The sequence below is a fragment of the Mumia flava genome, from assembly GCF_002797495.1.
Taxonomy (GTDB): Bacteria; Actinomycetota; Actinomycetes; order Propionibacteriales; family Nocardioidaceae; genus Mumia; species Mumia flava.
In genome coordinates this window covers 44,615-63,349 of record NZ_PGEZ01000003.1, presented here as the reverse complement: position 1 = coordinate 63,349, position 18,735 = coordinate 44,615, and the positions used below count along the sequence as shown (strand labels likewise).

The 18,735-nt window shown below is 73.4% G+C and carries 23 protein-coding genes; 8 read left to right on the top strand and 15 right to left on the bottom strand.

Going from position 1 to position 18,735, the window contains the following annotated elements; genetic code table 11:
- Positions 1-63: 63 nt before the first annotated feature.
- The gene (locus CLV56_RS19710) at positions 64-1,041 is read right to left on the bottom strand and encodes an L-lactate dehydrogenase (protein WP_039355799.1); all 978 of its coding nucleotides are present in this window, start codon (positions 1,039-1,041) and stop codon (positions 64-66) included.
- A 137-nt stretch (positions 1,042-1,178) separates the two neighbouring features.
- On the opposite strand from CLV56_RS19710, the gene CLV56_RS19705 reads away from it, so the two are divergent.
- Positions 1,179-2,228, top strand: a complete 1,050-nt coding sequence (locus tag CLV56_RS19705; RefSeq protein WP_100415564.1) for an alkaline phosphatase — start codon at positions 1,179-1,181, stop codon at positions 2,226-2,228.
- Between the two features lie 17 nt (positions 2,229-2,245).
- Here CLV56_RS19705 and CLV56_RS19700 read toward each other — a convergent pair whose 3' ends face one another.
- The gene (locus CLV56_RS19700; protein ID WP_100415563.1) at positions 2,246-2,743 is read right to left on the bottom strand and encodes a GNAT family N-acetyltransferase; all 498 of its coding nucleotides are present in this window, start codon (positions 2,741-2,743) and stop codon (positions 2,246-2,248) included.
- 33 nt (positions 2,744-2,776) lie between these two features.
- Positions 2,777-3,040 (bottom strand): hypothetical protein, encoded by a 264-nt coding sequence (locus tag CLV56_RS19695; RefSeq protein ID WP_039355802.1) that lies wholly within the window; start codon positions 3,038-3,040, stop codon positions 2,777-2,779.
- Between the two features lie 583 nt (positions 3,041-3,623).
- On the opposite strand from CLV56_RS19695, the gene CLV56_RS19690 reads away from it, so the two are divergent.
- Together CLV56_RS19690 and CLV56_RS19685 are read left to right on the top strand one after the other, a co-directional pair.
- Entirely contained in the window at positions 3,624-4,166 is a 543-nt protein-coding gene (locus CLV56_RS19690) for a winged helix-turn-helix transcriptional regulator (RefSeq protein WP_100415562.1), read from the top strand.
- A complete protein-coding gene (locus tag CLV56_RS19685) occupies positions 4,147-4,674 on the top strand; it encodes a PaaI family thioesterase (protein WP_100415561.1) in 528 nt (175 codons plus the stop codon). Before CLV56_RS19690 ends, CLV56_RS19685 begins: the two co-directional genes overlap by 20 nt.
- Positions 4,675-4,698: 24 nt before the next feature.
- Here the strand turns inward: CLV56_RS19685 and CLV56_RS19680 are convergent, their stop codons facing one another.
- Positions 4,699-5,385: a winged helix-turn-helix transcriptional regulator gene (locus CLV56_RS19680; protein ID WP_039355805.1), complete on the bottom strand. Its 687-nt coding sequence runs from the start codon at positions 5,383-5,385 to the stop codon at positions 4,699-4,701.
- A 135-nt stretch (positions 5,386-5,520) separates the two neighbouring features.
- Between CLV56_RS19680 and CLV56_RS19675 the strand changes: the two genes are divergently transcribed.
- Complete coding sequence (locus CLV56_RS19675; protein ID WP_039355808.1) at positions 5,521-6,363, top strand: class I SAM-dependent methyltransferase; 843 nt, start codon at positions 5,521-5,523, stop codon at positions 6,361-6,363.
- A 34-nt stretch (positions 6,364-6,397) separates the two neighbouring features.
- Here CLV56_RS19675 and CLV56_RS19670 read toward each other — a convergent pair whose 3' ends face one another.
- Positions 6,398-7,504, bottom strand: coding sequence for a sulfite oxidase (locus CLV56_RS19670; protein WP_039355937.1), 1,107 nt, complete (start codon positions 7,502-7,504; stop codon positions 6,398-6,400).
- A gap of 116 nt (positions 7,505-7,620) precedes the next feature.
- Positions 7,621-8,082: a nuclear transport factor 2 family protein gene (locus CLV56_RS19665; protein ID WP_100415559.1), complete on the bottom strand. Its 462-nt coding sequence runs from the start codon at positions 8,080-8,082 to the stop codon at positions 7,621-7,623.
- A gap of 70 nt (positions 8,083-8,152) precedes the next feature.
- Here CLV56_RS19665 and CLV56_RS19660 point away from each other — a divergent pair, with 70 nt between their 5' ends.
- Positions 8,153-8,611, top strand: coding sequence for a MarR family winged helix-turn-helix transcriptional regulator (locus tag CLV56_RS19660; protein ID WP_039355811.1), 459 nt, complete (start codon positions 8,153-8,155; stop codon positions 8,609-8,611).
- A gap of 39 nt (positions 8,612-8,650) precedes the next feature.
- Here the strand turns inward: CLV56_RS19660 and CLV56_RS19655 are convergent, their stop codons facing one another.
- The 3 genes from CLV56_RS19655 to CLV56_RS19645 form a co-directional block, all read right to left on the bottom strand.
- The gene (locus tag CLV56_RS19655) at positions 8,651-9,475 is read right to left on the bottom strand and encodes an alpha/beta fold hydrolase (protein ID WP_039355814.1); all 825 of its coding nucleotides are present in this window, start codon (positions 9,473-9,475) and stop codon (positions 8,651-8,653) included.
- Positions 9,476-9,712: 237 nt separating this feature from the next.
- Complete coding sequence (locus tag CLV56_RS19650; RefSeq protein ID WP_100415558.1) at positions 9,713-11,290, bottom strand: HD domain-containing phosphohydrolase; 1,578 nt, start codon at positions 11,288-11,290, stop codon at positions 9,713-9,715.
- Entirely contained in the window at positions 11,287-11,811 is a 525-nt protein-coding gene (locus CLV56_RS19645) for a 2'-5' RNA ligase family protein (protein ID WP_039355818.1), read from the bottom strand. Before CLV56_RS19645 ends, CLV56_RS19650 begins: the two co-directional genes overlap by 4 nt.
- Before the next feature lie 188 nt (positions 11,812-11,999).
- On the opposite strand from CLV56_RS19645, the gene CLV56_RS19640 reads away from it, so the two are divergent.
- Positions 12,000-12,479: a hypothetical protein gene (locus CLV56_RS19640; protein ID WP_039355821.1), complete on the top strand. Its 480-nt coding sequence runs from the start codon at positions 12,000-12,002 to the stop codon at positions 12,477-12,479.
- A 12-nt stretch (positions 12,480-12,491) separates the two neighbouring features.
- Here CLV56_RS19640 and CLV56_RS19635 read toward each other — a convergent pair whose 3' ends face one another.
- The 3 genes from CLV56_RS19635 to CLV56_RS19625 are packed head-to-tail and all read right to left on the bottom strand — an operon-like array spanning position 12,492 to position 14,135.
- Positions 12,492-13,289: an alpha/beta fold hydrolase gene (locus tag CLV56_RS19635; RefSeq protein WP_039355825.1), complete on the bottom strand. Its 798-nt coding sequence runs from the start codon at positions 13,287-13,289 to the stop codon at positions 12,492-12,494.
- A 10-nt stretch (positions 13,290-13,299) separates the two neighbouring features.
- Positions 13,300-13,752 (bottom strand): SRPBCC family protein, encoded by a 453-nt coding sequence (locus tag CLV56_RS19630; RefSeq protein ID WP_100415557.1) that lies wholly within the window; start codon positions 13,750-13,752, stop codon positions 13,300-13,302.
- Positions 13,749-14,135 carry an ArsR/SmtB family transcription factor gene (locus CLV56_RS19625; RefSeq protein WP_245858010.1) on the bottom strand — a complete coding sequence of 129 codons (387 nt, stop codon included), beginning with the start codon at positions 14,133-14,135 and terminating at the stop codon, positions 13,749-13,751. Before CLV56_RS19625 ends, CLV56_RS19630 begins: the two co-directional genes overlap by 4 nt.
- A 97-nt stretch (positions 14,136-14,232) precedes the next feature.
- On the opposite strand from CLV56_RS19625, the gene CLV56_RS19620 reads away from it, so the two are divergent.
- On the top strand, positions 14,233-14,802 hold the full coding sequence (locus CLV56_RS19620; protein WP_039355829.1) for a GNAT family N-acetyltransferase: 570 nt from the start codon (positions 14,233-14,235) through the stop codon (positions 14,800-14,802).
- A gap of 9 nt (positions 14,803-14,811) precedes the next feature.
- On the opposite strand, the gene CLV56_RS19615 is transcribed toward CLV56_RS19620, so the two are convergent.
- A complete protein-coding gene (locus CLV56_RS19615) occupies positions 14,812-16,185 on the bottom strand; it encodes a pyridoxal phosphate-dependent decarboxylase family protein (RefSeq protein WP_039355833.1) in 1,374 nt (457 codons plus the stop codon).
- 43 nt (positions 16,186-16,228) lie between these two features.
- Positions 16,229-17,458, bottom strand: a complete 1,230-nt coding sequence (locus tag CLV56_RS19610; RefSeq protein WP_039355836.1) for an oxygenase MpaB family protein — start codon at positions 17,456-17,458, stop codon at positions 16,229-16,231.
- A 44-nt stretch (positions 17,459-17,502) separates the two neighbouring features.
- Here CLV56_RS19610 and CLV56_RS19605 point away from each other — a divergent pair, with 44 nt between their 5' ends.
- Positions 17,503-18,153: a TetR/AcrR family transcriptional regulator gene (locus tag CLV56_RS19605; protein ID WP_100415556.1), complete on the top strand. Its 651-nt coding sequence runs from the start codon at positions 17,503-17,505 to the stop codon at positions 18,151-18,153.
- Positions 18,154-18,208: 55 nt separating this feature from the next.
- Here CLV56_RS19605 and CLV56_RS19600 read toward each other — a convergent pair whose 3' ends face one another.
- On the bottom strand, positions 18,209-18,622 hold the full coding sequence (locus CLV56_RS19600; protein ID WP_039355839.1) for a cupin domain-containing protein: 414 nt from the start codon (positions 18,620-18,622) through the stop codon (positions 18,209-18,211).
- Positions 18,623-18,735: the final 113 nt, after the last annotated feature.

The following is an 18,735-nucleotide window of genomic DNA, read 5'->3' as shown; positions in this document are numbered from 1 at the left end:
GCGCGGTGTGACGCCAGGGGGCGGGCGTCACACCGCGGGGCTGTGTCACACCGCGGGGCTGTGTCACACCGCGGGGAGGCCCAGCGCGGGCAGGCCCAGCGCGTCGAGCTGGCTGCGGATCGTGGCGGCGGAGGCGCGCAGACCCGCGAGGTCGGTCTCGTCGATCGGGAGCTCGACGGGCCCGTGGACGCCTTGGCGGTCGACGATGCACGGTGCGGACAGGCACACGCCCGAGATCCCGTACTGGCCGGTGAACGGCACCGACACCGGCAGGAACCGGTGCTCGTCGCGCAGCGCCGCCTCCATGATCTCCGCGACGGCGAGTCCGATCGCGTACTCGGTCGCGCCCTTGCCTTCGATCACGGTGTACGCGGTGCCGGCGACCGCCGTGCGGATCTCCTCGTACTCGCCGGGCGCGATCGAGCGGCCCCGCTCGGCGTACGACGCGAGCGGCACGCCACCGACGTTCGCGACCGACCAGAGCACGATCTCGGAGTCGCCGTGCTCGCCCGCGACCAGCGCGTGCACGCTGCGGGGCGCGACCTGGAGGCGCTGGGACAGCGCGTACTTCAGCCGCGCCGTGTCGAGCACGGTTCCGGACCCGAACACCCGGCCGGGCGGCAGGTCGAGCGCCTCGATCGCGACCGCGGTGAGCACGTCGCACGGGTTCGTGACGACGAGGTAGAGCGCGTCCGGCGCGACGTCGCGGACCTGGCGCAGCACCGTGCGGGTGATGTCGGCGTTCACCCCGGCGAGATCGAGGCGGGTCTGCCCGGGTTCCTGCCGTGCGCCGGCGGTCATCACGACGATGTCGGCGTCCGCACAGGCTGCCGGGTCGTCGCTGCCGACGATCCTCGCCGGCGGCGCGAACGCGGCCCCGTCGTTGAGGTCGGTCGCCTGCGCGGTCACGAGGCCGGTCGCGATGTCGTACAGCACGATCTCGGCGGCCAGCCCGCGCAGCAGCGCCGCGTAGGCGACCGTGCTGCCGACCGAACCGGCACCGCAGACGGCGATCTTGCCCGAGCGTGCGCGCGCGACCATCGAGACCCCCTGACCCGTCAGGTCAGTCTGGCAGCGGGCCGCGGCGTCCGCAGGCGAGCACGAAGCGTCCGGAGACCGTCGCCTGCTGGTCACGTGGAGGTCGGCTTCGCGTCACCCGGCCGCGGTGCCGTAGGAGCATGGACCGACAGGCGTGGACCCGGCGGCGACGCCGGACGATGCTCGGCGTGATCGGCGCGGGCCTGCTCGCGGTCGTCCTGACCTCGCCGAGCCTCCCGTCGACCGCAGCGACGACCCCGTCCGCCGACCACGTCGTGGTGCTCGTCGGCCCCGGGATCACCGACACGGACCTGGCCGCGGCGCGCACCAGCGCGTACGGCGTGGACGGCTCGCTCCCCGGCGTGGATGCCGCCGCGACCTCGGACGACGCGGCCGTGCTGCGGTTCGCCGTCGGCGCCGGCGGATCGGAGCCGGCAGCTACCTCGCCGCTCGTGCGAGCCCGCCGGGCGGGCCTCGCCACCGGCATCGTCACGGTCGGTTCCGTCGCCGACCCGGCTGGTTCGCTGGGGGCGCTCGAGGTCGGGGTCGCCGCCTGCACGGCTCCGAGTGCGACGAGCGCGGTCTGCCCGAGCGACGCGCGCGAGCACGGGGGAGAGGGCTCGGCCGTCGAGCAGCTGATCGACCTGCGGCCCGACGTGGTGCTCGGCGGTGGCGCCGACGCGTTCGACGACGACGCGACCGTCGGGATCTGGGGCGACGTCGCGATCCGGCAGCAGGCCTCCGACCGTGGCTACACCGTCGTCGACGACGCGGCGGGTCTGCGGGGGGTCTCCTCGGCCGACCAGCACCGGCCGGTGCTGGGGCTCTTCGCCCCGGGCCCGGTGGAGGTCGCCGACGGTCGCGCGGACGGGTCCGCGGGCTGCGACGTGGCGACCGCGCCGGCGGACGACGTACCGTCGGTGGCCGAGATGACGGCTCAGGCGTCGGCCCTCCTCGAGCAGCACGACCGGTCGTACCTCCAGGTGATCGGGCCGGCGCTGCGACCACGCAGCGGGTACGTGGACGAGTGCCGCCGGATCGCGGCGACGCTCGCGTTCGACGAGGCGGTGCAGGAGGCGCTGGTCGCCGCGGAGTCCGGTCCGCCGACCCGGGTGATCGTGGTGCTGGGGAGTGCGGGCGCCGCCTCGGACGTCGTCGGCGCCCGCGTCGACCGTCTCCTCGGCATCTGACCCCGCCCCGGGACGGGTCAGGCGGTGCGGCGCTCGAGGAGGATCGTGTCGCGCCAGGCGCCGTCGAGCTGGGCGATCCGCTCGCGCCGCCCGACGATCCGGAAGCCTGCGGTGCGGTGCAGCGCGATGCTCGCCTCGTTCTCGGGGAAGATCGACGTCTGGAGCGTCCAGATCCCGCCCGCGTCGGCGGCGCGGACCTGCTGTGCGACCAGCGCACGCCCGACGCCTAGGCCGCGCGCGCCGTCCGCGACGTACACCGAGGTCTCGACGACACCGGCGTAGCACTCCCGTGGAGACGTGGGCGCGAGCGCCGCGAAGCCGACGACCTCCTCGCCGGCCACCGCCACCCAGCGGTGGTTCGCGAGCCACTTCGCGTCGAGCGCGTCGGCCTCGGGCACCTCGGTCTCGAACGTCGCGTTGCGGGTCGCGATGCCCTCGGCGTAGATCCGGCGGACGGCGTCCCAGTCGGCGGGTGCCAACGCTCGTACGGCCAGGTCGGGGAGCGCGGGCGGCATGACCCGATGCTAGGCGCCCCGCGGTCCCGCCAGTCAGTCCAGCAGGTCGGCCGCGAGCAGCAGCAGGATCGCGGCGACGAGCAGAGCCGCGATCCGCTCGGCGGGGCGCGGCCACGCCCGGTGGTACCAGCGGTCCGACCCGACCGCCCAGAGAGCGGCGAGCGCGGCGAACAACCCGGCGTACGCGCAGCCGCGCCACGACCCGCGCACCCCGCACCAGCACGTCAGCGCGACCAGCCCCACCGCGAGCGCCGCGAACCCACGGGTCGGCCAGCGTCGGGTCGGGGGAGGCAGCACGCCCGGGATCTTAGGGGACGCGTGGTTCGTCTTCGTGAAGGGGCGGTCAGCGCCTCCGGTCTCGGGTCACGTCGGTCGTGAGGGTTCCGGCAACGTATGGCGTGGAGAGACCGGACACGATCCGCACCGAGCGACGAAGCGTGACACCCGGCGGCGATTCGTACCGTCGCTCCAGGTGACGGAACGTCGCTCGGCGAGAGCCGACGCGGGCGCATGATCGTCATCGCGGCGGGATGACGTGCCTGCGTACGGGCCACCGCGCCGCACGTGCCTGCGTACGAAACCGACGTGCCGCTCCTTTGCAGGCCCCTTCGTCCGGCTCTGCCGCCCGGGGACGCAGGTGCCTGCACGACGACCCGCTGACGGTCGAGAACGCAGGCCCGTCCGTCCGAGCTGGCCGAACGCAGGCACGTCTTCACAGCGCGTGACTCGCGACCCCGCCAGCGGCGACCCGCGAGCGCACCACCCGCGACTCGCGACCCCGCCAGCGGCGACTCGCGACCGGCAGGGGGACGTGCGGTTCGCTCTCGACGGATCCCCGCGTTGAGGTTACTATCAAGATAGTAGTAACCAGGAGGCGGGTGTGAAGCGGACGGACCTGAGCGAGCTCGAGTGCCCGATCGCCCGCAGCGTCGACGACCTGGGCGACTGGTGGAGCCTGATGATCCTGCGCGACGCGCTGGACGGGATCCGGCGGTTCGACGAGTTCGCCGAGGACCTGCCGATCGCGCCCGGGATGCTCAGCCGACGGCTCCGCACGCTCGTCGACAAGGGCCTGCTGGAGAAGCGCCGCTACAGCGAGCGCCCGCCGCGCGACGAGTACGTCCTGACCGCCCGAGGTCGGTCCGCGCAGACCGTCGTGCTCGCGCTGCTCGCGTGGGGCAACGCCGAGCTCGCTCCCGAGGACCGCTTCGTGACCCTGCGTGACCTCGACACCGGACGCGAGATCGAGCCGGTGATGACCGATGCCGCGTCCGGTACGCCGGTCGCCCGCATGCGACTCCACGCCGCGCCCGGCCCGGCCGCGAGCGCACCGACGCGCGAGCGGTTCGCGCGCCTCGACGAACGACGACGGGCGCGCCGCGCGCAGCGCCGAGGAGGAACCGATGTCCGCACCGACCACTGAGCACCGCGCCGAGCACGCATCGGACGCCCCGCGGGAGCGTACGCACCGCTGGGCCGACCCGATGGCGACGGCCCAGGGTGCGATCGCGCTGAGCGGCCTCGGCGCACTCCGCGCCGTCCGTGACGGCGACCTGCCCGCACCACCGATCGCCACGCTGGTCGGCTTCGACCTGACCGTGGTGGAGGACGGGCACGTCGAGTTCACGCTGACGCCGCAGGAGTACCACTACAACCCGATCGGCTCCGTACACGGCGGGGTCTACGCGACGCTGCTCGACTCCGCGGCGGGCTGCGCCGTCCACTCCACGCTGCCCGCCGGCGTCGGCTACACCAGCCAGGACCTGACGGTGAAGTTCCTCCGGCGACTCACGGTCGATTCCGGGCCGGTGCGCTGCATCGGCCGGGTGATGCACCGCGGCCGCACGACGGCCCTCGCGGAGGCGCAGCTGCTCGATTCCGACGGGCGGCTGCTCGCGTACGCGACGAGCAGCTGCCTGGTGCTCGCCTGAGCGTCGGCCCGACCGGGAGCCGGCTCAGCCCACGGCGGCGGGGCGTGGCACCGACGCGAAGTCCGACATCGTGAACCAGCCCGGCAGCGCCCGCCGTACGGCCGCCGGCCCGTCCACGTGGAGCCGGCCGCTGCGGACGGCGTCGGTCCAGGTCAGGTCGCCGCGCCACACGCGGGTGAGGTCGCGCAGGCTGGAGGTCATCGTGACCGTGACCGGACGGCCCGGGTCGATGTCGCACACGTCGACCTCGTCGGCGTCGATCACCAGCCACCAGTCACGGAGCCGACCCGTCATCTCGGGAAAGGCCACGTGCACGACCGCCGGGATCTCGTCGACCGCGGCCCGGTCGACGTTGCGGTGCATGTCCCACAGGAGCAGGTTCGGGTCCAGGTCGGCGTCCCCGAGCTCACCGATCCAGCGCGTGCCCCACTGACCGATCGTCTCGACCACGCCGCGCAGCTCGGCGCCGGCCGGCGTCAGCTCGTACGTCACGTCGTCGCCGTCGACGCGGCGCTGCACGACCCCGGCCCGGACCAGCTGCTGGAGCCGCTTGGACAGCAGCGTCGGCGACATCCGCGGGAGCCCGCGGCGCAGCTCGTTGAAGTGCCGGCTGCCGATCACGAGCTCGCGCACGACGAGCAGCGTCCAGCGTTCGTCGAGCAGCTCCATCGCCTTCGCGACCGGGCAGAACTGGTGGTACGACGCACCCATCTGGTCACCGTACGCCTGCGTCCGTCGCTGCCCGGCCGGCGTTGCACGCCGGTGGTACAGATCCGGTACTAGGCGCGACCCCGGCCTCGTTCGTAGCGTCCTGACCCGAGGAACCACCACGAGGAAGGAAGCACGATGGGGGACAACCAGGGCGTCGGTACGCCCGAGGACCAGGCGCTGAAGGGCAAGCACCGGGCGATGTGGGGGATGGGCGACTATCCCGCCGTCGAGCGGACGGTGATCCCGGGGCTCGGAGCGACGCTGGTCGAGGCGCTCGGCGTACGGGCGGGCGAGCGGGTGCTCGACGTGGCCGCCGGGGCCGGCAACGCGGCGATCCCGGCCGCGCTCCGCGGAGCGGACGTCGTCGCGAGCGACCTGTCGCCGGCCCTGCTGGATGCCGGCCGTGCCGCCGCGGACGAGCGCGGGGCGACGCTGGAGTGGCAGGAGGCCGACGCGGAGGCGCTGCCGTACGACGACGACGGGTTCGACGTCGTGATGTCGTGCGTCGGCGTGATGTTCGCGCCGCACCACGGCCCGGCGGCCGACGAGCTCGTCCGCGTGTGCGCGCCGGGCGGGCGGATCGGGCTGATCAGCTGGACGCCGCAGGGGTTCATCGGCCAGATGTTCGCGACGATGAAGCCGTTCGCGCCGCCGCCCCCGCCCGGGGCGCAGCCGCCGCCGCTGTGGGGGAGCGAGGACCACGTCCGCGAGCTGTTCGGCGACCGGGTGGCCGACCTCCGGCTGGAGCGTCGGACGGTCCGCGTCGAGGCGTTCGCGGCGCCGGAGGACTTCCGGGACCTCTTCAAGGAGGCGTACGGGCCGACGATCGTCGCGTACGGGTTCAACGCCGAGGACCCCGAGCGGGTCGCCGCGCTGGACGCGGAGCTCGCCGACCTCGCGCGCCGCTACGACCACGGTGGCGACGACGGTGTCGTGATGGAGTGGGAGTACCTGCTGGTGACGGGGACCGTGCGATGAGGAGGACGGTCAGCCGCTGACGCGAGGGTGCGTGTCAGCCGCGCACCAGCACCGGGACGGCCTGGGCGTGGCTGTTGGCCATCGCCTGACGGTTCCACTGCTGTTCCAGCGGCTGGCTGCGGCCGGAGGCGTCCGTGGCCCGGACGCGCAGGACCGTGCGTCCGGGCTCGGCGTCCCACCGCGCCGTCCAGCGCCGCCAGGCGTACGGGTCGGTGCCGGCCGGCTCGACCTCGGCGTCGGACCAGGTGGTGCCGTCGTCGGTGCTGACCTCGACCCGCTCGATCGGCGCGTGCCCGGACCAGGCTCGGCCGGACAGCGTCACCGGGCCGGCGTCGACCACGCGCGTGCGGGTCTGGAAGTCGGGGAACCCGGGCGGTCGGATCAGCGCGCGCGGCTCGATCCGGGTCACCGGCACGCCGGGGTCGTCCGGGTCGGTCTTGATCCGGTACGCCGTGGCGTTCTGGAACCCGTCGAACGCGTGGTCGAGGACGGTGATGCGGGTCAGCCACTTCACGTGCGCCATCCCGTACCAGCCGGGCACGACGAGCCGCAGCGGCGCCCCGTGCTGCGGCGGGAGCGGCACGCCGTTCATCGACGTCGCGAGGAACGCCTCGCCGCGGTCGATCTCTTCGACCGAGAGGGCGCGCTGGTAGTCCTGCTCGACCCCGCGCTCGACCCCGTGGTCGGCGCCGGTGAAGACGACGTCGACCGCGCCCGGCAGGACTCCCGCGCGTTCGAGGATCGCGTCCAGGCGGACGCCGGACCACGACGCCGTGCCGACGGCCTCGTCGAGCCACGGCTGGCTGAGCGGACGCGGTGAGGTCCGGGCGCGCCCGTTGCCGGCGCACTCGAGCGTGACCCGCGCGCTCGCCGCCGGGAGCGTGTCGAGGTCCGCCGCGGTCAGGCTCAGCGGGGTGTCGACGTGCCCGTCGACCTCGAGCGTCCAGGTCGCCGGGTCGACCAGCGGGATGTCGTAGTGCACGAGGACGTAGTGCAGTCCGGGCGGCGTCACGTCGAGGTCGAGCACCTCCAGCGGCATCCCGTGGTTGCGGGTCGCGAGCCGCAGCTCGTCGATCGTGATCGCGTCGTCGCGCTCGGCGAGCGCGGCCGGCGGGCTGACACTGCTGTCGATGTCGGTCACGGTGATGCCTCCCACGTAGCGTCCGTTCCGTCCTAGCATCGGCCGACGGCCGCGTCCACTGCCGTGTCCGCGGCCGCCGACACGGTCATGGATCTCGTACGGCCGGGTGCGGCCGGTCAGTCGCCCGGCAGGGTGTCCGGACGGTTGAGGGTCCAGACCGGGATGCTCCGCAGCCGGGTCAGCCGCCAGCCGTCGGCGGCACGGCGCGCGTGCGCCTCGTACACCTCGCCGAGCAGGAACGGGGACGGGTCGGCCGGGCCGTCGTGCGCGAACGCGACCAGCAGGTTGGCCCGCAGGTCGGCCTCGTCGCCGTCGATGTCGGTCAGCGGGTTGGTGATGCTGTGCCAGACGCCGGCGTCGGCGCTGTGGCGCTTGCGGGCCTGCGCGACGAGGGCGTCGTGGCCCCGTGCGGTGCCGCCCGGCGTCGTGACCTCGGCGTCGGCGGCGAACAGGTGCCGCAGGCCGTCGAAGTCGCCCGTGTCGAGGCAGCGACCGAGCCGGCTCATCAGCGTGGTGAGCACGTGCTCGTCGGTCAGGCTTGCTGGGGTGGCGTCGGTGCTGGAGAGGGTGGTGGACATGAGCTCCCTTTCGTGGAGTAACCAATGATGGGTAATACCAACAATAGGCAGAGCCCGCTACCGTGACAACGTGAATCTCGACGAGGCGCCCGAGCGGCTGCGTACGCTCCCCAGCTGGCTGCTGGCCCAGGCGGCCCTGCACGCCCGGCGCGAGGTCGCGTCGGCGCTCACCGGTGTGGACGGTCATCGCAGCGAGTTCGCCGCCCTGGCATGCCTGGACGAGCAGGGCCCGATCAGTCAGGTGGAGCTCGCCGGCCGGATCGGGCTCGACCGCAGCGACGTCGTCCGCCTGGTCGACCGCCTCGCGGACGCCGGCTGCGTGGTCCGCGAACCCGATCCCGCCGACCGTCGACGCAACCTCCTGACGCTCACGGCCGATGGCCGACGGCGGCTCGACGAGCTCGACGAGCGGATCCGCGGGGCGCAGGCCGAGACGCTGTCGGCACTGACCGACGCCGAGCGTGAGCAGCTCGTGTCGCTGCTCCGCAGCGTCCTGGGCGACGGCGGCTCGCCCCGTCGCGCTGTGTGACCTGGCCCCCCGAACGCGCGGACCGAGACGGGCCTGCGTTCACACAGCGTGAAGGAAGGTGACGATCGCGTCGGCGAGCAGGTCGGGTCCCGCCACGTGAGCCATGTGGGTCTGCCCGGGGAGGAGCTGGATCCGGGCGTCCGGGATCGCGGCGGCGACCACGTCGGGGTCGGCGGCGATCGCGTCGGGCGAGTCGGCCCCGACGAGCAGCAGGGTCGGGACGCGGATCGCAGCCGCAGCAGCCGGGTCGAACGCGAGTTCGCCGAACGCACGCAGCTCGCGGGGGATCGTCGCGGCGGTCGAGACCCGGGCCGGCCAGGCCGGGTCGGCGGCGACGGCATCGAGCTCGGCGTCGGTCATCCGGACCATCCTCCGATAGAAGACGCGCAACGCCTCGTCGGGGTGGCCCGCGGCCAGCGGTGCCTCGATCGCGCGCAGAAGCTCTTCGTCGACCTCGCGGTCGGCCCGGTCGGGGGTCGGCCACCCCTCGTACAGCATGAGCCGCCGCAGCCGGCCGCAGCGCGGAGCGGCGAGGAACGCGATCGCCCCGCCGTACGAGTGCCCGAACACGTCGACGTCGCAGCCCTCCCGCTCCGCCACGTCGGCGACGACGGCGACGAGGTCGTCGACCTCGCGGGCGAAGGCGTACGGCTCGGTGTCGGTGCTGCCCAGCCGCCCGCGGCGGTCGAGGACGTACGTGCGGACCCGGCCGTCGAGTGCGTCGACGAAGGCGTCCCAGGAGCGGTGGGTCGACGTGGTGCCGTGCACGATCACGACCGGTCGTCCGTCACCCCGGACGTGGACGTCGATCGTGGTGCCGTCGGGCGAGACGACGGGGTACGTGGTGGTGCCGGTGGTGATCATGGTGACCCTCCTCGGTCGCGATGTCCCCAGGCTCCGCCGGTCGGAACGCACCCGGCATCGGTAGGTCTGCCCATCCGCGCCGGATCCGCCGGCTTCCTCGGGTGCGCGCGGTGAGCTGGTTCCCACCGAGAGTGGAGGCGTGGGAACCAGCTCACCGCCGGTCCGGAGGCGTGGGAACCAGCTCACCGCCGGTCCGGAGGCGTGGGAACCAGCTCACCGCCGGCCCGGAGGCGTGGCTCAGCGTGGTCCGAGGAGGTCGTGCTTGACCGCGAAGAGCGTGGCCGCGGCGCGGGTCGAGACGCCGATCTTCGCGTACGCGTGCTGGACGTGGTGCTCGGCCGTACGACGCGAGATCACCAGAGCCTCCGCGATCGCGGCGTTGCTCAGACCGCGTGCGAGCAGACCGAGGACTTCCGCCTCCCGCACCGACAGCCCGGCCGGCAGGGGCACGGCGATCCGCGCCGGGTGGGCGTGGCCGGCAACCTCCAAGACCGCTCGGACCGCGTCGGCGTCGAGCTGCCCGCAGCGTGCCCGGCCCGTGATGCGCTCGGCGGCCCCGTCCGGGCTGGCCGCCGGGCGGTGCGGGCGCGGTTCGAGGGCCGTCCGGTAGGCGACCGCGACAGCCAGCACCCGTTCGACCGTCGTCAGATGCCGGGCCGTCAGACCGAACGGGTAGCCGCTGCCGTCGAGGTGCTCGTGATGGCGCGCGACCGCGGGTGCGAGCCGGGCCAGCGTCGGGGAGGCGGCGACGATCCTGCTCGCATGGTACGGGTGCAGGCGCACCTGTTCCCATGCGTCGACATCGAGCCGGCCGGGCGCGTCCCAGACGGCATTGGAGACCGCGACCACGCCGACGTCGGCGAGCCAGCCGGCGACCTCGAGATCCCGGACGTCGGCGTCGGGCAGGCCGAGCGCAACCCCGGCCGCGGTCGCGAGCCGCGCGACCCCGGCCGCGTGCCCGGTCAGCTTCGGGCTCACCAGATCAGCCAGCTCCCCGTACAGCCGTGCGACCGCCGCCGGCTCGTCCGTCACCGCGTACGGGTGCGGCTCGAGCGCGAGCACCCCCTCGACCCCGATCGGCTCCTCCGGCAGCAGAGCGTCACGGTGGCCGCGGAAGACGGTGACGAGGTCTGGGTCGAGCATCCCGCCGGAGCGTCGTTCGAGGGCCTGCATCGCCACCTCGGGACCGCCGAGCTCGTCGAACAGGACGGCGATCCCGGCGAGCCGGGCGATCCGCGCGGCCAGCGGGATCGCAGACCCGCCCGGGACCACTGCGCCGCGCGGAGGCGCCCACAGATCGAACACGTGCAGCAGCGCGTCCTGCACCGCCCGCGGCAGGTGGAGCCGACCCGCCGACGCGCACGCGACCTCGCACGCGGTCGCGACGAACCCGTCGCCCCACCCGCGCAGGTGCAGCACGCCGGACGCGGTCGCGCGGGCCCGGGCCAGCGGTCGCAGACTGGCGGTGGCACCGGGGAGGAACGTTCGGACGATCGCGGCCGTCGACGCCAGGTCGGTGACGGCGGCCGCGCGATTGACTGTGAGGTTCTCTCCGAACACCGCCGCCGACTCCGTCGCCCACCCCACGCACCCGACGTGGTGCAGGAGCGCGGTGTAGTAGGTCGCGCGGACCTCCGCATCCCCGGCACCCGTTGCGCGGGCCAGACGCGTCGCCAGCGCGCACCCGCGCAGCGCCGTACCGGAGGGGAGACCGAACCCGAGGTCCGCCAGGCGCGACAGCCCCGCGACCAGGTCCGCGACCCGGACCGGTTCCCCGGCCGGCACGGTCGGGCACGGCCCCGCTCCGTCGCTCACAGCACACCGTCCAGCGGCCACGTCGTCCCGTCCGACGTGTCGATCAGCGCGGTTCGGTCGACCAGCACCTCCAGGGGGAGGGCGTCGGTCACGACCTTCACGACGCGCGGCAGCTCGGCCCCCGGTGCGCGGGTCGCCACCGAGACGTGCGGGATCCACGCGCCCGGCCCGTAGTGGCGGTGCAGGTCCGCGCCGGCGCTCGCGAGCGCCCGTACGACCCGGTCCTGGCGCAGCGCGACGTCGGCCGGCAGGGACGGGGCGAGTGCGACCCGGCCGCGAGGGAAGACCAGCGTCCCGTGGCAGAGCGCGATGAACGGACCGCCGTCGGCGAGACCGGACAGTGCCGCGTCGACCCGGTCACGGTCCCACGTGCGCAGCACCGCGTACGAGAGGTGCGGGTGGTGCCGGCCGTGCGTGTGGGTCGCCAGCGTGTGCACGCCCTCGTCCTCCAGCCGCGTCCACAGGTCCCGCACACGGCGGGCCGAGCGCGGGTCGAAGAGCAGGCACACCGCGAGGGCCATGCCTCCACCCTGCCGCGTCCGCAGCGCGGCGCCACCGCGAGTGCCCGCAACGCCACCGCGAGTGCAGCACGACCGGCGTACGGCGGGTGCTGGTGCGCCGTGTTGCGAGCGTGCGACGCGTCCCCCACGCTGATCCCGCGGGACTCGCTCGCACCACATGACGTCGTCACGGATACCAGGGGGTACGGATGAACGTTCGGACAGGGATCGCTCTGCTCGCCTCGGCGGGGCTGCTGTTCTTCGCGGCCGGCTGCGGTGACGACGACGGGGACGACGGGTCCGACGACGCGACGGTGACCGAGACGACCGACGACGCCGCGGACGACGCGAGCGACGATGCGACGGACGACGACGGTGACGACGGGCTGGAGTTCGAGCTCGAGACCGAGGACGACACGGTCGACTTCGACGGCACCGCGCAGTCGTGCGACAACCCCGACGAGTCGACGCTGTCGGTCGAGTTCACCGACGGCACCGGGACCGCGACGGTGGAGGTCAGCGGCGGGACCGGCTCGGTGGTCGTGACCGGTGGGCCGGAGTTCGAGGGCCGGATCGAACAGTTCCAGATCGGCGACGACGGCAGCGTGACCGCGTCCGGGCACGGCACGATCGCCGACGACAGCGCTCAGCCGACGACGTTCACGCTCACCGGCAGCTGCATGCCGTAGGGGGAGTCTCGTTCACGCTGAGCCGTGCAGGAAGCGCGTCAGGGCTGAAGCGAGCACCCCGGGGTCGACGTCGTGCGTCTGATCCGGGAGCGTCACCAGCTCTGCGGCCCCGATCGCGACCGCAGTCGCCTCGGCGGCACGCTGAAGACCGAGTGGACTCTCGGAGCCGGTCATCACGAGCGTCGGTACGGTGACGTCCCGGGCGACATCCGGGGGGACACGACCGTCGCCCATCAGCGTGTCGTCGTACGCGAGGGTGGGCGCGATCGACACCATCGCGTCCCAGGCCGGACTCGTGCGCATCCCTTCGACCGCGTCGGCGGGGGCGCCCACCGACCGGAGGAAGGCGGCGACCGCGTCGCCCGGGCGGCCGCTGGTCAGCGCAGCGCTCAGGGTGCGGGTGTACGCGGCGGCCTGTGCCGTGGTCTCCTCGTCATCGAGCTCGCCGAGCAACGGAGGCTCGTACAAGGCGAGCGCGCTGATCTCGGGCGCCACGGCCGCTGCGCGGAGCGCGAGCACAGCCCCCGACGACATCCCGTACACCGCTGCGCGGCCCCCGGTGGCAGCGATCACTGTCCGCAGGTCCTCGATCTCGCGGTGGACGTCGTACGGAGTGGTGTCCGTGCTCTCGCCCCGGCCGCGTCGGTCGTAGGCAGTGACCGTGAAGCGGTCCGACACCGCGGCGGCGACCGCGCGCATCGGGCCACCACCTCGATGGCACATCGCTCCGTCGACCAGGACGAGCGCAGGGCCGGCCCCGGTGGTCTCATAGCTGAGGGCGGTTCCGTCGGGTGCAGTGGTGGTGGGCATGGCCGGCTCCTCAGGCTGGTGGGTGCGTGACGAGGGTGGCGAGGTAGGCATCGAAGCGCGCGAGGCTCGTCTCGAACCCGGCGCGGGCCTCCGGGGCCAGGAACGGCTCGGGGACGTTGCTCTGCCGGGTCACGACCTCGGTGCGGCCGTCCGGCAGCCGGGAGAACGTGACCTCGGTACGCATGCCTCCCTCGACGTCCCCCTCGTACCAGGCGAGCCGGCGTGGTCGGTCGATGGTCAGGTAGACGGCCCGCATCGTATAGGTGCTGCCGTCCGCGTCGCTCACCATCACGGTCTCGAACGAGCCGCCGGGACGCAGGTCGACCGTGATCTCCTCGACCGGCGTGCTCGTCCCGGTCGGGCCCCAGAAGTGCGTGAGGTGCTCGGGCTGCGTCATACAGTCGAAGACCAGCTCTGGGGGTGCGTCGTGGACTCGGGTGTACGTGAGCTCGCCTGTGGTCATCGGGCGTTGTTCCCTTCGTCGGAGTCGGTGCGGTTGTCGGCGTCGTCGGTGGTGGCTCGGAGGGCGGCGAGGTGCGCCGCGAGCTGGTCGTGCCGATCGGCCCAGATAGCGAGGTGACGGGCGATCCAGTCGGCGGCGTGGTCCAGCCGGTCACCGTCGAAGGCGCACAGTCTCGTCTGTGCGGCCTGCCGCCGCGTGATCAGTCGCGCGTTCTCCAGGACCTTGAGGTGCTTGGAGATCGCCTGCTGTGAGATGGCGAAGGGCTTGGCGAGCTGGTGGACGGGCGCCTCGCCCTGCTCGGCGAGCCGCTCGAGGAGTGCTCGTCGGGTGGGGTCGGCCAGCGCAGTGAACACCAGCGTCAGATCGTCGTCGATCACCGTCATGCTCGCGACGCTATCACAACCTATCAGTTGTACAACTACTCAATTGTGTAAAGCGAGAGGCGTGGACCAGGTGCTGAGCGACCGTCACACTCCTGGCATGGACGTCCTGCTCGAGACCGACCGTCTGGTGCTGCGCTGGTTCACTCCCGACGACGCCGACGACCTCGTGGCGCTGGACGCCGATCCGGCGGTGATGCGGTTCATCAACGGTGGGTCGGCGACTCCGCGCGACGAGATCGTCGACGACGTCCTCCCGGCGCTGGTCGCGTCCCGGCAGCGCGCGGACGGGTACGGGTACTGGGCCGCCGTCGAGAGGGACACCGGCCGGTTCGTCGGGTGGTTCCACCTGCGGCCGGGTCGTGACGCCGGTCCGGACGAACCGGAGCTGGGATACCGGTTGCGCCGGGACGCCTGGGGTAGGGGCTACGCCGCGGAGGGTTCGCGCGCCCTGGTCGACCATGCGTTCGCCGACCTCGGCGCGAGCCGTGTGTACGCGGAGGCGATGGCGGTCCACACCGCATCGCGGCGCGTGATGGAGAAGTCGGGACTGCGGTACGTCCGCACGTTCCACGCCGACTGGCCCGTCCGGATCGACGGCGACGAGCACGGCGACGTCGAGTACGCGATCACGCGGGAGGAGTGGGAGGCGGCCCGCGGCGAGCAGTAGGGCCGCGCGTCAGGACACCGCCGCGACCGCGCGTGCGAGCGCCTCGACCGTGCGGTCGACGTCGGTCTCGCTCGTCGACCAGCTCGACACCGAGAAGCGCTGCGCCGCGCGGCCGTCCCACACCGCCGGTGTCAGGACCGCAGTCCCGTCGGCCAGCAGCTGCCGACCGAGCGCGGCCGTACGGGCGTCGTCGTCGAGCCGGACCATCACCTGGGTGAAGACCACGTCGTTCACGACCTCCACGCCCGGGATCCGCGCCGCGCCCTCGGCGAACCGCGCCGCCCGTGCCGCCAGCGTCTCGACGAGGTTCGCGAGCCCGTCGCGACCGAGGCTGCGCAGCGCGGCCCAGACCGTGAAGCCGCGGGCCCGCCGGGAGAACTCCGGCACCCGGTCGAGCGGATCGCCCGCCCCCGCGATCAGGTAGTCGACCTCGATCCCGAAGGACGCGGTCAGCGGTGTCGCGTCGCGGACGAACGCGAGCCCGCAGTCGTACGGCACGTTGAGCGTCTTATGGGCGTCGGTCGCCCACGAGTCGGCCTCGGCGACCCCGCGGGTCAGGTCCGCGAGCTGCTCAGAGGCAGCGGCCCAGAGTCCGAACGCGCCGTCGACGTGCACCCACGCCTTGGCCTCCCGCGCGAGCGCGATCGCCTCGGGGAACGGATCGAAGGCCCCGGTGTGCACCTCGCCGGCCTGGAGGCACACGATCGTCGGTCCACCGCCGCTGCTGAGCGCGTCGGACAGCGCCTCCGGCAGGATCCGGCCCTGGTCGTCCGTCGCGACCTCGACGATCGCCGTACGGCCGATGCCGAGGTAGCGCAGCGCCATGTCGACCGTGTCGTGCCGGTGCTTGCCGACGACGACCCGGATCCAGGGGCCACCGACGAGACCCTGCTCGGCGACGTCCCAACCGGCGTCGGCGAGCACCTGGTGGCGCGCGGCGGCGAGGCAGGTGAAGTTCGCCATCATGCCGCCGGTCACGAGACCGGCGACCGTCCCGGTCGGCAGGCCGAGGGCCTCCACCAACCACGCGACCGCCGCGGTCTCCGCCGCGGCTGCTGCCGGCGTCAGGGACGTGAGGGCGCCGTTCTGGTCCCAGACCGACGTCAGCCAGTCCGCACCCAGCGCGGCGGGCAGCTCGCCGCCGATCACGAAGCCGAAGAAGCGCCCGCCCGCGATGCCGGCGAGTCCGGGGTCGGCGATCCGGGCCAGCTCGTCGACCACCGCCGCGGGGTCCGCACCCGCCGCCGGCAGGGGCCCACCGAACGCCTCGAGCATCGCGTCGTACTCGGCGCGCGGCCACACCGGACGGTCGTCCAGCCCGGCGAGGAAGCGCCGGGCGTTCTCGTGCGCCGTCTCCAGCGCTCGTGCGCGCCCGTCGTCCATCTCGCCACCCCCGGCCCGTCGCCCGGCCTCAGGCTAGCCCCGGTCAACCCAGCGCGCCCAGCTCCTGGTCGGCGTCGCCGTAGTAGTCGCGCAGCAGCTGGTCGGCGACCCGGTCGCCCCACTGCTCGAGGCGGCGGCGGCCCCGCTCTCCGCGGTTGAGGACGCGGTAGCGGACGGTGTTCTCGGCGATCGTGGCGGCGGTGCCCCACGGCACCCGCACCGGCAGCCCGAGCTCGCGCGTCGACGTCGGCCCGAGGAACGTCGTCAGCATCGACAGGGTGCGCTCGGCCCGGAACCGGCCGTTCGGCAGGTCGCGGAGCGCCTCGATGATCGCCTGCGCCAGCTGGGGTCCCGCATCGGTGATGGTGTCCTGGGCGCGCAGGACGTGCAGGTTGATCCGGTGCCGCTCGCGCTCGGTGTCCACGAGCCACTCGTCGGCGACCCCCATCAGCCACCCGACGTACTTCCACAGGTGCATCACGGCCCGCGACTCGTCCGCGCTGACGGGCACGCCGAGCGCGCGGACGCCGATCAGCAGGACCCCGTCGAAAAGCCCGAGCGTCGCGGCCTGGTCGGTCTGGTTGACCGGGAGGCCCCAGCGGTCGACGTCCCAGGTCGGTGCGAAGGTGCGGTTCACCAACGCGTGCATCGCACGGACGTGGACGGTGAGGCGCCAGCCCTCGGCGTACGGGAACATCGCGTCGGGCTGGGCGATCGCGACCGCCCACTTCTGCGTCTCGGCGAGCCGGCGCCGGGTCATGTCGCCGGTCAGGCCGCCGGTCGCGACCAGCAGGTCCGTCGGCCCGCCGAACCGGTACCCGCCGATCAGCGACAGCTGGAGCAGCACGTCGGCGGCGTTGCGGCCGAAGCGGCGCATCGTGCGGGCACCCTCGGCGAGCAGGTCGAGGTCGAGCCAGTCGGGGGTCGCCTCGACCGCGGCGAAGAACGAGGTGAGCGCCTCGGGCTCGTCGGGGATCGAGCCGGGTCCTTCGCGGAGCCGCGTGTGGAAGTCGGCCATCGGCACCCGCCCCGGCGTGCCCGCTCGCATCCGGATCGCGTCGGCGAGCGCGTCCGCGACGTCGTCACCGCGCCACATCGACTCGCCGAGGCGGCGCATCAGGTCCTCGTCGACGTCGTCGTGCAGCCCGGTGATCAGGCGCAGGGGCCGACCGAGCCTCGCGCCGCGCTGCTCGCCCGCGCGGAAGCGGCTCGGGTAGCGCGGTGCGGGCTCCGGCGCTGCGGTGTGGTCGGTGACGGGCGGTGCTGTCGTCATGGGTCCATCCTGACGCGAGTCATCACTCGCATACCATTCGCGTCATGGCCGCCACCCCACGCCGTACGGGCCCCGCCGCGCCCGAGGCCGATCTGCACCCGCGCAAGCTGCCCCGCCAGGCCCGATCGCGCGACACCGTCGAGCGGATCCTCGCGGCAGGGCGGGAGGTGCTGCTGCGCGACGGGTACGACGGGTTCTCCACCAACCGCGTCGCCGAGGCCGCCGGGATCAGCCCCGGCTCGCTCTACCAGTACTTCGGCAACAAGCACGCCGTCGTCGCCGCGATCGTCGCCCGCTACGCCGACGACGTCTCCGACGAGGTCGCCGCCGCACTCGCCGACCGGCTCGGCGAGACCGGGCCGGGCATGGTGCGTACGAGCGCCGACGCGCTGCTGGTCGCGCTCGAGCAGAACGTCGCGCTGCTGCGGGTCGTCTTCACCGAGCTGCCCGCGCGACAGAACGAGGCCCGTCGGATCGCCCTCGAACGACGGGTCAGCGACCTGGTCGCCGCCTACGTCGCCGTACGGCCGGGGCTGGTGGCGGGGCGCCGGCCGGAGGCGGTGGCGTGGGTCCTCGTGCTCGCGCTGGAGAACCTGGCCGTGCGCTGGGTTCTCGACCAGCCGGCGATCACGCGCGACGAGCTCCTCGACGAGCTGGTGCGCCTGTGCCTGGGCTACCTCGGCGACGGGCGGTGACGGTGGGCCGCGCCGCGGGTCCTCGGGGGCGCGGACCCGCGGCGCGGAGACGGTGTCAGTCGTCGGAGCCCATCTGGTCCTCGGGCGACAGGTGCTCGACCGTCACGCCGGTCTCGGTGAACGTTCGGGTGACGACCCCGGACGTGTAGACCCACAGGATCCGCAGCGGCGTGTCCCCGACGTTGCGGAAGAGGTGGGGGAGCGGCGACGGGATGTACGTGGTGTCGTACTGGCTCAACCGGGTGGTCCGGCCCTCCACGAACACCTCGGCCTCCCCCTCCAGGACGGTCACGTGCTCGGCGCAGTTGTGCGAGTGGAGGGGGGCTCCGCTGCCGATCGGATAGACGCTCATCCCGCTGGTGATCTCGTTCTCGCCACCGGCGACCGGGGTCGTGACGAGCGGCGTGGTGACCACGGCGCCACCCCGGTCCATCAGCGGCACCTCGGCCGCTTTCACGATGACGGTCATGCATCCTCCTGGTTTCGCGACTGTCTCGACCGTAGGGGCGACGGGCTCGGCCGAGAGGCGCGCAACGTGCACGGTTACGTTGCACCAAAGGGGCATGTGACTGCTCTCACAGG

Excerpts from the sequence above, each read along its gene's own strand:
- CLV56_RS19615 (WP_039355833.1), bottom strand. The coding sequence starts at position 16,185 with ATGGACGACGGGCGCGCACGAGCGCTGGAGACGGCGCACGAGAACGCC.
- CLV56_RS19620 (WP_039355829.1), top strand. The coding sequence starts at position 14,233 with ATGGACGTCCTGCTCGAGACCGACCGTCTGGTGCTGCGCTGGTTCACT.
- CLV56_RS19675 (WP_039355808.1), top strand. The coding sequence starts at position 5,521 with ATGGGGGACAACCAGGGCGTCGGTACGCCCGAGGACCAGGCGCTGAAG.
- CLV56_RS19605 (WP_100415556.1), top strand. The coding sequence starts at position 17,503 with ATGGCCGCCACCCCACGCCGTACGGGCCCCGCCGCGCCCGAGGCCGAT.
- CLV56_RS19625 (WP_245858010.1), bottom strand. The coding sequence starts at position 14,135 with ATGACGGTGATCGACGACGATCTGACGCTGGTGTTCACTGCGCTGGCC.
- CLV56_RS19685 (WP_100415561.1), top strand. The coding sequence starts at position 4,147 with ATGTCCGCACCGACCACTGAGCACCGCGCCGAGCACGCATCGGACGCC.
- CLV56_RS19680 (WP_039355805.1), bottom strand. The coding sequence starts at position 5,385 with ATGGGTGCGTCGTACCACCAGTTCTGCCCGGTCGCGAAGGCGATGGAG.
- CLV56_RS19640 (WP_039355821.1), top strand. The coding sequence starts at position 12,000 with ATGAACGTTCGGACAGGGATCGCTCTGCTCGCCTCGGCGGGGCTGCTG.
- CLV56_RS19630 (WP_100415557.1), bottom strand. The coding sequence starts at position 13,752 with ATGACCACAGGCGAGCTCACGTACACCCGAGTCCACGACGCACCCCCA.
- CLV56_RS19635 (WP_039355825.1), bottom strand. The coding sequence starts at position 13,289 with ATGCCCACCACCACTGCACCCGACGGAACCGCCCTCAGCTATGAGACC.
- CLV56_RS19655 (WP_039355814.1), bottom strand. The coding sequence starts at position 9,475 with ATGATCACCACCGGCACCACCACGTACCCCGTCGTCTCGCCCGACGGC.
- CLV56_RS19645 (WP_039355818.1), bottom strand. The coding sequence starts at position 11,811 with ATGGCCCTCGCGGTGTGCCTGCTCTTCGACCCGCGCTCGGCCCGCCGT.
- CLV56_RS19600 (WP_039355839.1), bottom strand. The coding sequence starts at position 18,622 with ATGACCGTCATCGTGAAAGCGGCCGAGGTGCCGCTGATGGACCGGGGT.
- CLV56_RS19700 (WP_100415563.1), bottom strand. The coding sequence starts at position 2,743 with ATGCCGCCCGCGCTCCCCGACCTGGCCGTACGAGCGTTGGCACCCGCC.
- CLV56_RS19710 (WP_039355799.1), bottom strand. The coding sequence starts at position 1,041 with ATGGTCGCGCGCGCACGCTCGGGCAAGATCGCCGTCTGCGGTGCCGGT.
- CLV56_RS19610 (WP_039355836.1), bottom strand. The coding sequence starts at position 17,458 with ATGACGACAGCACCGCCCGTCACCGACCACACCGCAGCGCCGGAGCCC.
- CLV56_RS19665 (WP_100415559.1), bottom strand. The coding sequence starts at position 8,082 with ATGTCCACCACCCTCTCCAGCACCGACGCCACCCCAGCAAGCCTGACC.
- CLV56_RS19705 (WP_100415564.1), top strand. The coding sequence starts at position 1,179 with ATGGACCGACAGGCGTGGACCCGGCGGCGACGCCGGACGATGCTCGGC.